General features: G+C 40.3%; 10 protein-coding genes and 1 pseudogene. 7 read left to right on the plus strand and 4 right to left on the minus strand.

The annotated features are described in order from the left end of the window. Positions 1-87 precede the first annotated feature (87 nt). From sucC to pgaD, 6 genes and pseudogenes are all read left to right on the plus strand, one after another. Positions 88-1,254: an ADP-forming succinate--CoA ligase subunit beta gene (sucC, locus tag ACG9ZB_RS01310; protein WP_058870082.1), complete on the plus strand. Its 1,167-nt coding sequence runs from the start codon at positions 88-90 to the stop codon at positions 1,252-1,254. 11 nt (positions 1,255-1,265) lie between these two features. Then, the gene (gene sucD, locus ACG9ZB_RS01315) at positions 1,266-2,156 is read left to right on the plus strand and encodes a succinate--CoA ligase subunit alpha (protein ID WP_419323579.1); all 891 of its coding nucleotides are present in this window, start codon (positions 1,266-1,268) and stop codon (positions 2,154-2,156) included. A gap of 1,708 nt (positions 2,157-3,864) precedes the next feature. After that, positions 3,865-4,811 (plus strand): annotated as a pseudogene (locus tag ACG9ZB_RS01320) (hypothetical protein). Next, positions 4,811-6,646, plus strand: a complete 1,836-nt coding sequence (pgaB, locus tag ACG9ZB_RS01325) for a poly-beta-1,6-N-acetyl-D-glucosamine N-deacetylase PgaB (RefSeq protein WP_419323581.1) — start codon at positions 4,811-4,813, stop codon at positions 6,644-6,646. The pseudogene ACG9ZB_RS01320 and the gene pgaB (ACG9ZB_RS01325) overlap by 1 nt, the downstream one beginning before the upstream one ends. Then, on the plus strand, positions 6,646-7,920 hold the full coding sequence (pgaC, locus tag ACG9ZB_RS01330; RefSeq protein WP_419323583.1) for a poly-beta-1,6-N-acetyl-D-glucosamine synthase: 1,275 nt from the start codon (positions 6,646-6,648) through the stop codon (positions 7,918-7,920). The genes pgaB (ACG9ZB_RS01325) and pgaC overlap by 1 nt, the downstream gene beginning before the upstream one ends. Beyond that, the gene (gene pgaD, locus ACG9ZB_RS01335; RefSeq protein ID WP_279743509.1) at positions 7,907-8,467 is read left to right on the plus strand and encodes a poly-beta-1,6-N-acetyl-D-glucosamine biosynthesis protein PgaD; all 561 of its coding nucleotides are present in this window, start codon (positions 7,907-7,909) and stop codon (positions 8,465-8,467) included. The genes pgaC and pgaD overlap by 14 nt, the downstream gene beginning before the upstream one ends. Here the strand turns inward: pgaD and pgaB (ACG9ZB_RS01340) are convergent. After that, positions 8,364-9,524 (minus strand): poly-beta-1,6-N-acetyl-D-glucosamine N-deacetylase PgaB, encoded by a 1,161-nt coding sequence (gene pgaB, locus ACG9ZB_RS01340; RefSeq protein ID WP_419323585.1) that lies wholly within the window; start codon positions 9,522-9,524, stop codon positions 8,364-8,366. The genes pgaD and pgaB (ACG9ZB_RS01340) overlap by 104 nt on opposite strands. 433 nt (positions 9,525-9,957) lie before the next feature. Between pgaB (ACG9ZB_RS01340) and ACG9ZB_RS01345 the strand changes: the two genes are divergently transcribed. Then, a complete protein-coding gene (locus ACG9ZB_RS01345; protein ID WP_348928976.1) occupies positions 9,958-10,332 on the plus strand; it encodes a hypothetical protein in 375 nt (124 codons plus the stop codon). Positions 10,333-10,632: 300 nt separating this feature from the next. Here ACG9ZB_RS01345 and ACG9ZB_RS01350 read toward each other — a convergent pair whose 3' ends face one another. The 3 genes from ACG9ZB_RS01350 to trpS form a co-directional block, all read right to left on the minus strand. After that, positions 10,633-12,345, minus strand: a complete 1,713-nt coding sequence (locus tag ACG9ZB_RS01350; protein WP_419323587.1) for a flotillin family protein — start codon at positions 12,343-12,345, stop codon at positions 10,633-10,635. A 45-nt stretch (positions 12,346-12,390) separates the two neighbouring features. Beyond that, positions 12,391-13,035 (minus strand): YqiJ family protein, encoded by a 645-nt coding sequence (locus ACG9ZB_RS01355; protein ID WP_419323589.1) that lies wholly within the window; start codon positions 13,033-13,035, stop codon positions 12,391-12,393. 459 nt (positions 13,036-13,494) lie between these two features. After that, the gene (gene trpS / locus ACG9ZB_RS01360; RefSeq protein WP_004695576.1) at positions 13,495-14,508 is read right to left on the minus strand and encodes a tryptophan--tRNA ligase; all 1,014 of its coding nucleotides are present in this window, start codon (positions 14,506-14,508) and stop codon (positions 13,495-13,497) included. Between the last annotated feature and the right edge of the window lie 114 nt (positions 14,509-14,622).

The raw sequence follows: 14,622 nt of genomic DNA on the forward strand, positions 1-14,622 counted from the left end.
AGTTTTAAAAATCCAAAATGGTTACTGTGATAGTAAACAGTTTCGGTGTAACAAAAAGTAAATAAGCAGTAATAAAAAGGTTAGTCGATGAATTTACATGAATATCAAGCTAAAGCGCTATTAAAAAAATATGGTATGCCTGTCCAAGAGGGCGTACTTGCCACCACTCCAGACGAAGCAGTAAAAGCCTTTGAACAAATAGGCGGAAAATTTGCTGTTATGAAAGCCCAAGTGCATGCGGGTGGTCGTGGTAAGGCGGGTGGCGTAAAAGTTGTAAAGTCTGCAACGGAAGCTGCTGAATATGCAAAAAGCATCATTGGGACTAACCTTGTTACCTATCAAACCGATAGCCATGGCCAACCTGTAAATAGCGTACTTGTCGCGGAAGATGTTTATCCTGTAGAGCGTGAGCTGTATTTAGGTGCAGTGGTTGACCGCTCAAGCCGTCGTGTGACCTTTATGGCTTCGACCGAAGGTGGCGTCGAGATTGAAAAGGTTGCTGAAGAAACCCCTGAAAAAATTATTAAAGTTGAAGTTGATCCTTTGGTTGGCTTATTGCCATTCCAAGCACGTGAAGTTGCATTTAAGTTGAACCTTAAAGATGGTCAAGTGAATCAATTTGTGAAAGTGATGTCTGCTGCGTATCAAGCATTCATCGAAAATGACTTTGCTTTATTTGAGATTAACCCGCTATCTGTGCGTGAAAATGGTGACATCCTGTGTGTCGATGCCAAAGTGGGGATTGACTCAAATGCGCTGTACCGTTTACCAGAAATTGCTGCGCTACGAGATAAATCGCAGGAAAATGAACGTGAGTTAAAAGCGTCTGAATTTGACCTCAACTACGTTGCGCTTGAAGGAAACATTGGCTGTATGGTTAATGGAGCAGGCCTTGCGATGGCAACCATGGATATTATTAAACTCTATGGCGGCCAACCTGCGAACTTCCTTGATGTGGGTGGTGGTGCAACCAAAGACCGTGTGATTGAAGCGTTTAAAATTATTTTGGCAGATACCTCTGTACAAGGGGTGTTGATTAATATCTTCGGTGGAATTGTACGTTGTGACATGATTGCTGAAGCAATTATTGCAGCGGTTCAAGAAGTAAATGTGACCGTACCTGTGGTTGTCCGTTTAGAAGGAAACAATGCTGAATTGGGTGCCAAATTACTTGATGAATCAGGTTTAAAACTTATTTCTGCAAATGGCTTGTCGGATGCCGCAGAAAAAATTGTTGCTGCAGTAAAAGCGTAAGGAGTATCAATATGAGCGTATTAGTTAATAAAGACACCAAAGTATTAGTACAAGGTTTTACAGGCAAAAATGGTACATTCCACTCAGCACAAGCGCTAGATTATGGAACTAAAGTCGTTGGTGGGGTAACTCCTGGTAAAGGTGGCACAACCCACCTAGATTTACCTGTATTTAACACCATGAAAGATGCAGTCGCAGGTACAGGCGCAGATGCGACAGTGATTTATGTACCGGCTCCGTTTGTATTAGATTCAATTATTGAAGCAGTGGACTCAGGTGTTGGGCTGATTGTGGTCATCACAGAAGGTGTGCCAACTTTAGACATGCTCAAAGCTAAGCGTTATCTTGAAACAAATGGTAATGGTACGCGTCTGATTGGTCCAAACTGTCCGGGTATTATTACTCCGGGGGAATGTAAGATCGGGATTATGCCGGGTCATATTCACCAACAGGGTAAAATTGGTATTATCTCTCGCTCTGGTACATTGACGTATGAAGCTGTTGCGCAAACGACTAAGCTTGGTTTAGGTCAATCCACCTGTATTGGTATTGGTGGTGATCCAATTCCCGGCATGAACCAAATTGATTGTTTGAAACTGTTCCAAGAAGATCCGCAAACTGAAGCGATTATCATGATTGGTGAGATTGGTGGTACGGCTGAAGAAGAGGCAGCTGAATATATTCAATCGCATGTGACTAAACCTGTTGTGGGTTATATTGCAGGTGTAACGGCACCGAAAGGCAAGCGTATGGGGCATGCGGGAGCGATTATTTCTGGTGGTAAAGGTACTGCGGAAGAAAAGTTTGCAGCATTTGAAAAAGCGGGGATGGCGTACACGCGTAGCCCAGCAGAACTCGGTTCAACCATGTTACAACTTTTAAAGGATAAAGGTTTAGTTTAAGTTATAAATTTTTGGAAAAATCCCCTAAATAGGGGATTTCCTTCTCATCCTATTAACCGCATCATATAAAAATAGACTTTTGTTCTTACAATTTACTTTAAGAAAATCGTTTGGTTTAGCTCACTTTTATAAATATAATGTGATGAAAGTCACGCAATTTATTGTGTGATGATCTTTAGTAAAATAGCGTGAAAAGTATATGAATTATAATAAGTCAATTTGGGCAATTTGTATTTTAGCTAGTACTTCTCCCATGACTCTTGTTAAAGCGGCAGATAATATTGATCAACTCAGGGAAGAGAGTGTCGTTCTGATTAGATCAGGAGAGGTTGAACAAGGTCTAAAACAATTACGAAATTTATTGGCACAGCAGCCAAAAAATCAAAAACTCATAGCAGATTATATTGTGAGTGCATATGCTCATCAAAAATTAACAGCCTCTGATTTGAGTTGTTTACAGAGCATCAATGTTCAAAGTTTTCCTGAATACGCATGGTTGAGCGTTGTGAAGGGACAACGCGATTTAAAACAATTTGTAGCTGCGGCTAAATGGGCTGATATATTTTATCAACAGAGTCAACAACAGCAATGGTTGGTGTGGCAGGGCGTGTTAAATGCAGAAGCAGGCCAAACCACTGTCGCCAAACAAAAATTAGCACAAATTCAAAAAGACCAACTAAGTCCAGACTATTTAGCGCAGATGTCATATGCTTATCGCGTCTTGAATATGCCTGTAGAAGCGCTTCAGATAGCTCAAGATGCATTGAGTAAGCAAGCATCAAATATAGATATACAAGAACAATATGTTTTAGCGTTGATGGCAAATAGTGATTATGTAAAAGCTGAACAATATATAAACAGTCATAACTTAAGTGCATCTCGTCCTAATCTAATTCATAGTGTGAAACTGAATGAGTTCTCTCAACGGATACAAAATGCGATTCAGTCACAACGTATGTTGACTTATCGTGATCAGGGGATGTTGGCGTATAACAAACTTGATCAAGTGATTGCTGACATGCAGCGTTATGAGACTAATCTTCCAGAAGATCAAGCGATTCGAAATAAATTTTACTATGACTATAGTTATGCTTTAAACGCACGCCAAGCTTCAAAACAAACTTTGGCTGCATTAGAAAAAGTGAATCAGCCTATTTTAGAAATGCCAGCTTATGTCCGTCATGCAGCAGCAGACAGTTATTTGAAATTACGCCAGCCTAAGAACGCTGAAGTGTATTATCGCAGCTTATTATTGGAAAAAAATTATCCCAATTATGATGTTTATGCAGGCTTGTATTATTCACTTGTTGAACAGGAAAAATTTAAGCAAGCGGATCAGTTGATTGTACAGATGGATCACCTATTACCGACTTTTATTTATAGTGCTGCTAAAGGGGTAAATCGAACAACGCACGATGATCGTCTGGAATATTTGGGTTTAAAAGGGCTGAACTATGCTTATCGCAATGAACATGCCAAAGCGGAAAAATACTTCGAACAACTGCTTGAACAAGCCCCCAATAATGTAAGTTATCAAAATAATTTAGCCCTGATTCAGCGTTGGCGTGAAAAACCAGAACTGTCAGAAACCAATCTATCTCAACTTAATGGGGTAGAGCCAATAGATCAGGCAACACATATTAATAATATGCAAAACAGCCAAGCGCTAGGCAATATCCAAGCTTGGAAAGCTCAAAATGCCGATTTAATGCAACGAGCACCCTTGGATACTGGGGTACAGCTTAGTCAGAAAGAGCTGAATGACCGTAATCGAGCGACCATTCAACATCAAACTACCATTTCAAAAAGTAAGTCGGATAGCCGTGATTTGTTGGGGCAATTAAAAGGTTCACGTGAACGCGATCATCAAACTCGCCTTAATAGTCCATGGTTTTCTGATAATTATCGAGCGTATGCTACACATAACTATCGTTGGTCTGATTTTGATGATGGTGAAGTGGATGACAGCCGTATTGGGTTAGGACTTGAGTGGGCATCAAAGCGTAAGCATGCCAGCATTGCAATATCTCAGGCTACAGATAGTGATCGTTTGGGTGCTGAATTAGAATGGTCACATTGGCTTAATGATCACTGGAATTATCATGTAGGTTATAACAGTCAAGCCAATATTCCTTTACAAGCTGTTAAACATGGTTTTGAAGGCAAATCCTATGCTGTGGGGGGGGATTGGCAAAAAATGAGTCGCGAAAAGCAGGAGCAACTTATCAACTGACCGATATCGATGATGGTAATACGCGTCAAGAAGTTGCCGCATATTTTATGCAACAGGTTTTTCAAGCGCCGCATCATATTACGCAAGCCACCTTACGTGGTTACTACGGTCAAAATGATGATATCGAAGCGGATTATTTTAATCCAGAGTCTAATTATAGTTTAGAAGTAGCTTTAGCTCATGATTGGATGACATGGCGTAATTATGATCGTCATTTTAGTCAGCACTTTGAAGCCAGTATGGGTACATATAAACAGACGGATTTTTCAGCAAAAGCGATTTATAACTTCTATTACCAACACGATTGGCAACTGTCGAGAACATGGAAGTTGAATTACGGCATTGGTTGGGGTGTACATCCATATGATGGCGACTCAGAGGAAAGAACGTACGGTGTCATTGGTTTTGAGGGGCGCTTTTAATGAAAAAATTCACCAAGATCTTAATGGTATTGAGCTTAGTAGGCACAGTTTATTTACCGATGCTTTCACATGCTGAATTGCAAAAACCAAGACAGATTAAATTACAAGACAACCAATTTGTGACTTTAACTTTCCATGATGTACGTGATGATGTGGCAAAACGAGGAGATCGTGATGTTTATGCAATTAGTACGAAGAATCTAGGTCAGTATCTGGAGTGGATTCAACGAGAAGATTGGCATCCAATTCGCCTAGAAGATATTTGGTTAGCCAGACAGGGGAAGAAAACATTACCCAACAAAGCCCTGCTTTTAACATTTGATGATGGTGCTTTAAGTAGTTATAACCGCGTTTTTCCACTGTTAAAGCAATATAAAACTCCAGCAGTTTTTGCTATTCCGACCAGTTGGATCAATGGCAATACCAAAGATGCTTATGAAGCATATGGTAAGGGTAACTTAATGACATGGCCGCAGATGCGTGAAATGGTTGCGTCAGGTTATGCTGAATTTGTTTCTCACTCTGACAATATGCACCGCGGTATTTTGGCCAACCCACAGCAAAATATGCAACCTGCTGCCATTACCCGTGAATATATTGAAAAGCAAAAGCGCTATGAAACAGAGTCCGAGTATCAAAGTCGGGTAGTTACTGATTTAAAAAAATCGAAGCAAACCTTAGACCGCGAATTAGGGATTAATAGCAGAGCCATTTTTTGGCCCTATGGTGCGGTGACGACCGAAACTGAGGAGTTGGCGGCCCAAGCAGGTTTGCCTATGTCCTTTAGTCTAGGCAGTGTGGCACCACTGGCGGACTCAGTAAAAACATACCAACGCGCCTTGATTATGGATAATCCAACACCTGAAATGATTAATCAAGAAATGTTGGAGTTTTTAAACTATGTACGTGCTCCCTATAAGCAAAGAAAGAGTTTCTTACGTTTTGATTTGGCCGAAATGCAATCAGCTAATAATGAACAGTTTAATCAGAAGCTTGGACAGTTACTGGATAAAATCGATGGTCTAAAAACCAGTACGCTTATTCTTAAGGCCGTATCGGATAGTAATGGGGACGGAAAAATAGACGTTGCCTATTTTCCAAACCGACAGTTGACGATGCAGCAAGATATGCTTAACCGTGTAGTGTGGCAGTCACGGACACGTATTGGCAATCGTGTTTATGCAGAACTTCCATTGAGTTTAGAAACTGAGCAAAAGTTAGATTTGTCTGTATTAACAGCTGACTTAGTCAAAAATAATACCTCAATTGAAGGTTTGATGCTCGATACTGGATCGATGCTAGACTGTGCGGTACGTCAGCAGAAATGGGATACAACCTGTGAAGCAAAAGTGCAACAAGTTTTCCAAATTAAGGAGCGGACTAAAGATCAAGCCAAATACTATGCCAACATTAGTAATAACTACCAAACAGCACTGAAGTTTAAATTAGATCAAACCCAACTTGCAGGCTTAAAGCCATTGCTTGACTATACCTTAGACTATGCTGATTTCATTTATGTAGAATTAGATCCAATACAGCAACCTGAGGTATTTAACGCTTTTCTAGAGCAATTGAAATCTTTTGATGACAAAGAGCAACAGTACCTAATTGCCAGCTTTAATGTGCCTGAGCCATTAACCAAACAACAAGTCAAACAATTGAAGAAAAACTATCAACAACTGAGAAGCTTAGCGATTCAGAAAGTAGGTGTGAATAATTATAGCTTTAACCAAGCACAGTCCATTCAGCAGAATTTTTATCCTGAGCTAAGCTTAAATAGCAGTCCATTGAGTTATCGAGATCCATTTACTCAAAAAGTTTTAGAGAAAAAATAATGCAATGGTTTTCTGGTTTAAGTTTTAGTGATTACTATTTTGGATTTGCATTTTTATATCCCTTGTTTATGGCTTGGCTATGGATTGCAGGTGGTATATGGTTTTTTCTAAAACGTGAATATAAGCAAAATAAGATTCCTCAGCCGAGTGAGCATGCATGTAGCATTTTAATTCCTTGTTTTAATGAGCAAGATCAAGTTCGTGAGACCATCAAATATGCCATGCAAACGCAATATCCTGACTTTGAAGTGATTGCAATTAATGATGGCAGTAAGGATAAAACGGCCGAAATTTTAGATGAATTACAATTGAAATATCCGCGTTTGCGTGTGGTACATCTGGCCGAAAACCAAGGTAAAGCCTATGCCTTAAAAGCTGGGGCTATGGTCAGTAAGCATGAGTATTTGGTCTGTATTGATGGTGATGCATTGTTGCATCCGCATGCTGTGTTGTGGATGATGCACCATTTAACCAGTTTTCCACGTGTAGGTGCAGTGACGGGAAACCCGAGAATTATCAATCGTTCGAGTATTCTTGGCAAAATTCAGGTCGGTGAGTTCTCATCTATCATTGGCTTAATTAAGCGTTCACAGCGCACCTATGGGCGTATTTTTACTGTTTCAGGGGTGTTGGTCGCTTTTCGTAAAAAGGCATTGGATCGTATTGGCTACTGGCGTGACGATATGATTACCGAAGACATTGACGTGTCATGGCGTTTGCAATTCGACCATTGGGATCTGCACTATGTGCCAAATGCTTTGGGCTATATTTATATGCCTGAAACCTTTGGGGGGTTATGGAAACAACGTTTACGTTGGGCACAGGGTGGAATTGAGGTCTTATTGGCCTATACCAAACAAATGTTTAAATGGCGCTTACGCCGTATGTGGCCTGTCGCAATTGAGTCTATGATCAGTGTGCTATGGGCTTATGTAATGTTTGGCATCATTGTTTTATATGTCTATGGTTTGTTTTTTCCTTTACCTGGAGAGTGGGCGATTCAGTCCTTTATCCCGCAGTGGTATGGGGTGATTTTAGGTATCACTTGTCTGATTCAATTTTTTGTTAGTTTGATGATTGATAGTCGCTATGATCGTGGTCGAATGCTAAGAAACTATTTTTGGGTCATTTGGTATCCCTTGTTCTTTTGGCTTTTAACCATGATGACAACGGTCGTTGCTGTACCTAAAACCTTATTGAAAACGCAAAAGCGTGCTCGTTGGGTGAGTCCAGACCGTGGCTTTAGAGGAGAGGTGACTGATGCAAAAGATTGAAGTATTTAAAATCATCACTGATGAAGCACAACTCGATATTCCAGCTTATATTGATAAACCTGAATACGTTCGGAACAAAACGGCGGGTTATAGTCTATTGGCACTTGGGTGGGTGATGTGGATGTGGTTGTTTCTACCTCTGCTCACCCTCCTGTTTTGGTGGTTTGAAGGTAACTTAGTCTATGAGCAGCTGATTGTGGCTGAAATGCCTAAAAAACCTTTAAACCTATTTCATTTGATGGGCCTCATCACAATCTTCATTTTATGTCTTTTTCTATGGGCAAGTTATAACTGGTATCGTTTCCGTAATAACGAAAAACGGTTATTTCCGACCCATGTAGAGTCCTCTAATCTTGCTCAAAGCTTTAGCGTGAGTATTTCAGACATTGAGCGTTTGCAGCAAGCCAAGAACATTACCTTGCACTATAGTGAAGAGGGTGACCTTAGGGCGTATGATCTGAATGATCCAGTGAAAACGCCGACTTCAAGGTCGATGCATGTGGATGTTGCTGCACAAAATCATCTGGATAATAGCCAAAATGCTTGACGCCGTGTTGCTTTAATAACTGCATGGTTTCTGCCAGTTCTTGGCTGGAAATTTTACGATTGTTTTTCCAGTTGACGGCTTGAAGTTCAAAAATAGTACGATCCAAATTTGGGTCGTATTTTTTTGCCTGAGCAATCAGGTCTAAATAAAACTGACGATGGTTGGAACTTTCTTCCATATAGGGCATTGCCATGATGGCATTGTAGTCATAGTGATGGAGGGTACTGGTTTGCGACTGACTAAACCATTGTTCACTTTTCGGATTGAGTACCACTGGCGCATACATATTGCGTGCTGTTAGCAAATTTGGCTTTTGTTTTTTTAAAATCTGACTGATTCCTGCTGCAAACTGATCGAGATAAGCAGTTTTGTACTGGGCAAATTTAAATTGTTGGGGATGATTTGGATTGCGTAGTACTGAGAGATCTTTGAAGCCCCATGCCGTATACATTTTTTGTGCAGCGGCAGAATTATCTTCATAGTCACTAAGGGTAATATCATCATGATAGAGAATGCCATCGACTGGATTTTTTTGAAGAAAATCACTAAAAATCTCTGCAACTAAGCGCATATTTTTTGGATCAAAGGGACTGACACGAATATAGCCATGTGAGGATTCTTGGCTATTCTCTACGTATTGTAAATGTTCCTGTTTGGGAAACTCCCACGCAATCAGCGGAAGCCATGCATAGACGTGTCGAACTTGTGTTTGCACTCGAATCGCGCTGAAAACTTGGGGGAATAAATTATCACGAGTCGTGATATGGTGATTTTCAAAATAAACTTGGTCTGCCGAACCGTTAGCATCAGGGTCAGCAAAGGCTTGTAAAAAAATAGTATTCGGTTGGATGTGTTGTATACGCGCAATTAATGCTTGGATGTTTTGCTGTTGTTGGGTTTTATCTGGATCGTAGACATAGTCTAAATCAATATGCATGATACGCATCTGATCAATCTTGGTTGCTGTAGACGGTAGTGTAGTTTCAACTTGATATTGAGTGACAAGCGCATCGATTGGATGATTTTTTATTTTAATGGGAGGTGTTGACTGAGACACTGTACTGCACGCAAATAAAGCGAAGCTTGAAATGCAAATGAATAGTTTGCTTAGTTTTTTATCGTTCATAAAATAAGCCATAGTGCTTAAGAGAATAATAAAGTGTGGATGAATACTGTAATCGAAATTGTTCACGGGCTGGATGTTTTTATGTATTGTTCTGTGTTGAAATAATTCAATATTAACGTTGCTACTTTCAATGCCTCATTTACTTATTCAAAGATTAAGTAGCAGTTTCAAGGTAAGGATAAGTTTTTATTCAGCGATGTGGTTTAGCGCAGCTATTGTTATTCATCTGATTGAGGAGCACGTTCTTTATAGGGGACTATGCTATATTCGTAATTAAAATAATTCTTTAGAAGACATAGTATTGCAGATGTTAAAGCCAATTCATTTATTGTTTTGTCGCTGCTTATTCTTGTTCGGGCTAGCGATGAATAGCACTTATGCTGAAAATGAAGATGTCTATTTGGCTGAGTCTTTGAGTGATTATATTTTCCACCATTATCAGCAGTTAGCCGCACAACATGATGAAGAGGAAAACGATTATACCTTGATCAATAACGATTTTTATGAGAATGAATATATTCGTATATTTAACTACTCGGCCTACAACTCGGATGGTTTGAGCCATAAATTAGGGACAGGGGAGTTTCATAGTTCAGACTTGGATGTACTCAGTATTTCATTCGGGTATGGTATTGAAATTAAAGTCAACAAAAGAAATAAAGTTGGATATGAGTACCTTTCAAATTTTCCTTATGATCGTGGGCAATTGATCCGTTTCTTTTGGGTGCGTTTGCACTAAATAGCTTAATTCTATTTATTCATAAAAAGTTTTTTTCCGTTACTGTTTAGAATGTTTTCACTCAATTGTAAGGTCTAGGATGTTTACATTACTTCTTTGAATTCACTGGTGGCGAGTGAATCGACTTAAGAACGAAGATAACTTAAATTTTTATAATAGATGAGGGGCTTACGGTGCTGAGTGAATTCTTAGGTTTATCGTTTAAAAAGCTTAAATGTGTATTTTGTAGAAAGTTGAATATTAAAGCAGATGATAAGAAACGCGACAGATCGTCGCGTTTTTTGATTGTAAGTCTAACGACTATTGAGCTTTGCTTTGTGGTTTTAAGCTTTGGGTTAAACCATTGATGTCGCCGCCTTGAATCCCCAGTTCATTCATCAAGCTGTCAATTAATGGTGCTTGGGTACGATAGCGTAGCGCACTATTCACCACTTGATCAGACAAAGCAACTTGAGAAGACTCCGCACCATCAACTCCTGATGCTACTGAACCGACATTGCCTAAACCATTGACCTGTAGAATTTTGATGTCATCAATGTTTTCCATCGGCTTAACACTTTCACGAATGATTTCAGGTAAGTATTTTAACAATGCTAGTCGAATTTGCATTTCGACTTGCTCTGGAGATAAGACGTTGTTGGCTTCATTGACAGCACGTGTACCATCTGCGTCGACTTGGTATTGTTTTTCCATTGCTTGAGCCAACACTATTTTGGCATCTGCTTCACCTTTGGCTTTTAAGCGAGCTTGTTCGGCTTGAGCTTCCGCTGCAATACGAACGGCTTCGGCATCATCGGCAGCGGCTTGTTTGCCTGCTTCAGCTGCAACCGTAATTGCAATCGCATCTTTTTCTGCAGCTTGCTTCGCCGCAACCAACTCAACTGCTTTTTGACGCTCAGCACGCTGGGTTTCACGTACGGTAATCACTTCTTCTTCAGCTTTAACCGCTTCAGCGCGGGCACGGTCAGCAGAAGCTTTGGCTTCAGACTCTTCACGCGACTTTTCCGCAATCGCAATGGCACGTGATTGTTCTGCCAGTTCGATGGTTTTCTTTTGTTCAACCTGGGCTTGTTCAATAATTTGTGATTTTTGAATGTTTTGGCTTTCCACATCACGTGCTGCACCAATACGCTTTAACTCGACTTCACGCTCAGCTGCAATACGTGCTTCTTCTGCTTCACGTTTTTTCTCTGCTTCTTGAGAGGCAATTTCAGCCAATTGTTCTGCACGGCGAATTGCAATTTCACGCTCTTGCTGTAGTTTGGCGTATTCTTCTTCACGAATGATTTGTAGGCGAGCTTGTTCTGCTTCTAAGTTTTTGGTCTTAATGGCAAGGTCAGCGTCTTGCTCAATGTGATTACGTTTACGACGACGGTCTTCAATTGTTTCGGTCAGCTTGGTTAAACCTTCGGCATCGAATGCATTTTGAGGATTAAAGTATTTGAAACCTGTTTGGTCTAAACCTGTTAATGACACCGTTTCAAGCTCTAGACCATTTTTATGTAAGTCTTCAGACACCACTTGTTGTACTTTTTGTACGAAGTCCACGCGCTTTTCATGTAACTCTTCCATCGCCATTTCAGCTGCTACAGCACGCAAGGAATCGACAAATTTACCTTCTACAAGGTTCTTCAACTCATTTGGAGACATGGTTTTTTGTCCCAAAGTCTGCGCAGCCACTGCAATTGATTCAGCCAAAGGCTTTACACGCACATAGAACTCAGCCATGACATCGACACGCATACGGTCTCGGGTAATGAGCGCTTGGTCATCAGCACGGCGAACCTCTAAACGTAGCGTGTTCATGTTGACAGGAATAATTTCATGTAATACAGGCAGTACAATTGCACCTCCACCTAAAATGACTTTTTCGCCGCCAAAACCGGTACGTACGAAAGAGATTTCTTTGCTGGAACGACGGTACAGACGGGCAATAATAATGCCGATAATAACCAGAGCTGCAAAGATAATCCCTGCAAGAATAAGAATGTTATAGAAATTGTTGCTGAGCATAAGGGTCCCGATTTTATTTAAAGTTATAAGTACAAAATGAAAGAATTAAAGTGAAATGGCTTTAAAGCCAATCTTGGTTTTTTGAGTCAAAATGACTTCTTGACCTTGAGAAAAATGAAGGTCTGTTTCAGGTTCAACCAGTACATAATGCGTTTGCCCGAACTGATCTTGAACTCGTGCTTGAGCAGGTGAGTTAACTTTAGCCTCTCCTAAAATAATCAGTGCTGTTCGTCCAATCAGCTCTTCACTGTAAATTGCTGTGGTTTCATCTTGTGGCAAAATTTTAGCAATCAGCATGGCGCTGTAACGAATCATAGGCATCGAAAGTACGAGGCAAAGAGGTGCCATGATCCATGCACTCCAATAGTTCCCAGTCCAAGTTTGAAGAATGGACTGTAGAATAAAGCCACTTAAGCTATACAGGGTGAGGAAGATAATCAGCCAAACCAAGAGAGGAACACGGCCAATAAACAACCAATCCAGCAGGGCATTGAGCCAACCTTGATCGGCATCTAGTGCAATGTCGACGTCTTTAGTACTGCCTAAGTCATCAGGTAGGAATTGGTCAAGTAGGCCTTGTGAGCCGCCGCCTAATACCAATAAAATCAATTCGAGCAGTCCCAACAAAAACATGAGACTGAGGCAAATACTAAAAATTAAATTGGATGGGTGAGTAAATAATTCCCACATTCTAAAGGTTCTCTATTTTTATGCTGTTATCAGTTAAGTGTAAATTTTTAAAAAGAATTGTATTGAAATTGGGTTTTAGCATAGCATTCAAAAAACAGAATGTCTAAGTTTGTTGGCACGTAAAGAGAGAGCAGTTAAATTGTAATTTGATAAATTTTAGGCAAAAAAATACGCAATGATTGGGGTATTCATTGCGTAGAACTACGAATCTGTTGTTACACAGTTTCGGTAAAAAGGAGAAACGTTATATCTCAGGGTTAATCTAAGCTATGAACTCATCATAAGGGTTGAGCATTCTTATTTCATGAGTATTCACGTTAATTACTGTAAATTTAGGTTAACAAACGACACTAAATGTCAGTTTTTGAGATGCATGTGGCTTATTTTTGTTTGTTTAGTGATCAAAAAAGCCTTTCTCAGTGAGAAAGGCTTAAATATGCGCTTTAGTTTAAGAACGGATTAGAAATGAAACACCCCTAAACCCGATTTAACTTCATCTAGAGTCTGTTGAGTAATATCACGACATTTGTCTGTACCAGTCTTCAAAATATCCATGATGTAATCAGGATCTTTCGCAAGTTCCATACGACGTTCACGAATTGGCGTGATCAGCTCTTTCAATACGCCTTCAAGACGTTTTTTCACCGTACCATCGCCTAAACCGCCACGGCGGTAATGTGCTTTCAGTTCTTCAACTTCTTCTTTGTTTGGATCAAACGCATCTAAATACGTAAATACGATATTACCTTCAACCTGACCTGGGTCTTCAACACGCAGGTGGTTCGGGTCGGTGTACATCGCATTAACAGCTTTTTTAATGTCTTTATCGGTTGCATCCAACACAATGGTATTGCCCAAAGATTTCGACATTTTGGCTTTACCATCAAAGCCAGGTAAACGACTCATATTAGAAAGCAGGGCCTTACATTCAGGCAGTAATTCCTGACCAATCTGACGGTTTAAGCGGCGTACGATTTCATTGGTCTGTTCGATCATTGGAATCTGGTCTTCACCCACAGGTACAACCGTTGCTTTAAATGCGGTGATATCTGCTGCTTGTGCAACTGGGTAGCATAAGAAACCCGCTGGAATATCACGTTCGAAACCACGCATCTGAATTTCAGACTTGATGGTTGGGTTACGTTCTAAACGAGACACGGTCACAAAGTTGAGATACAACATGGTGAGTTCATTTAGCGCGGGTAAGCTCGACTGCACGCAAATGGTGGTTTTGGTTGGGTCGATCCCGACTGCTAAGTAATCTGTGGCAACTTCAAGAATATTGCGGCGAACTTTTTCAAAGTTATCGGCATTGTCAGTAAAGGCTTGCGCATCGGCCAATAATAAATGCTGATGGTGTGAATCCTGCAACCCCACACGTGAACGTAAAGATCCGACAAAGTGCCCTAAATGAAGTTGTCCCGTTGGACGGTCGCCTGTCAAAATAACAGGACGGTTGTCTTGATTACTCATTATCTATTTCCAAAGTCGTCGTAGCGACATGCTATTTTCAAAGAATGCAGACATTGTACGGCATAATCTTTTTCAATGTCAGTCTTAAAAAAACTGCAGTGAAAAAATTATAAA

It is taken from the genome of Acinetobacter johnsonii (assembly GCF_048551975.1).
GTDB lineage: Bacteria > Pseudomonadota > Gammaproteobacteria > Pseudomonadales > Moraxellaceae > Acinetobacter > Acinetobacter johnsonii_A.

Bases quoted from the DNA above. Each gene is read 5' to 3' on its own strand.
- sucC (WP_058870082.1), top strand. From the start codon at position 88: ATGAATTTACATGAATATCAAGCTAAAGCGCTATTAAAAAAATATGGT.
- sucD (WP_419323579.1), top strand. From the start codon at position 1,266: ATGAGCGTATTAGTTAATAAAGACACCAAAGTATTAGTACAAGGTTTT.
- pgaB (WP_419323581.1), top strand. From the start codon at position 4,811: ATGAAAAAATTCACCAAGATCTTAATGGTATTGAGCTTAGTAGGCACA.
- pgaC (WP_419323583.1), top strand. From the start codon at position 6,646: ATGCAATGGTTTTCTGGTTTAAGTTTTAGTGATTACTATTTTGGATTT.
- pgaD (WP_279743509.1), top strand. From the start codon at position 7,907: ATGCAAAAGATTGAAGTATTTAAAATCATCACTGATGAAGCACAACTC.
- ACG9ZB_RS01345 (WP_348928976.1), top strand. From the start codon at position 9,958: ATGAATAGCACTTATGCTGAAAATGAAGATGTCTATTTGGCTGAGTCT.
- ACG9ZB_RS01350 (WP_419323587.1), bottom strand. From the start codon at position 12,345: ATGCTCAGCAACAATTTCTATAACATTCTTATTCTTGCAGGGATTATC.
- ACG9ZB_RS01355 (WP_419323589.1), bottom strand. From the start codon at position 13,035: ATGTGGGAATTATTTACTCACCCATCCAATTTAATTTTTAGTATTTGC.
- trpS (WP_004695576.1), bottom strand. From the start codon at position 14,508: ATGAGTAATCAAGACAACCGTCCTGTTATTTTGACAGGCGACCGTCCA.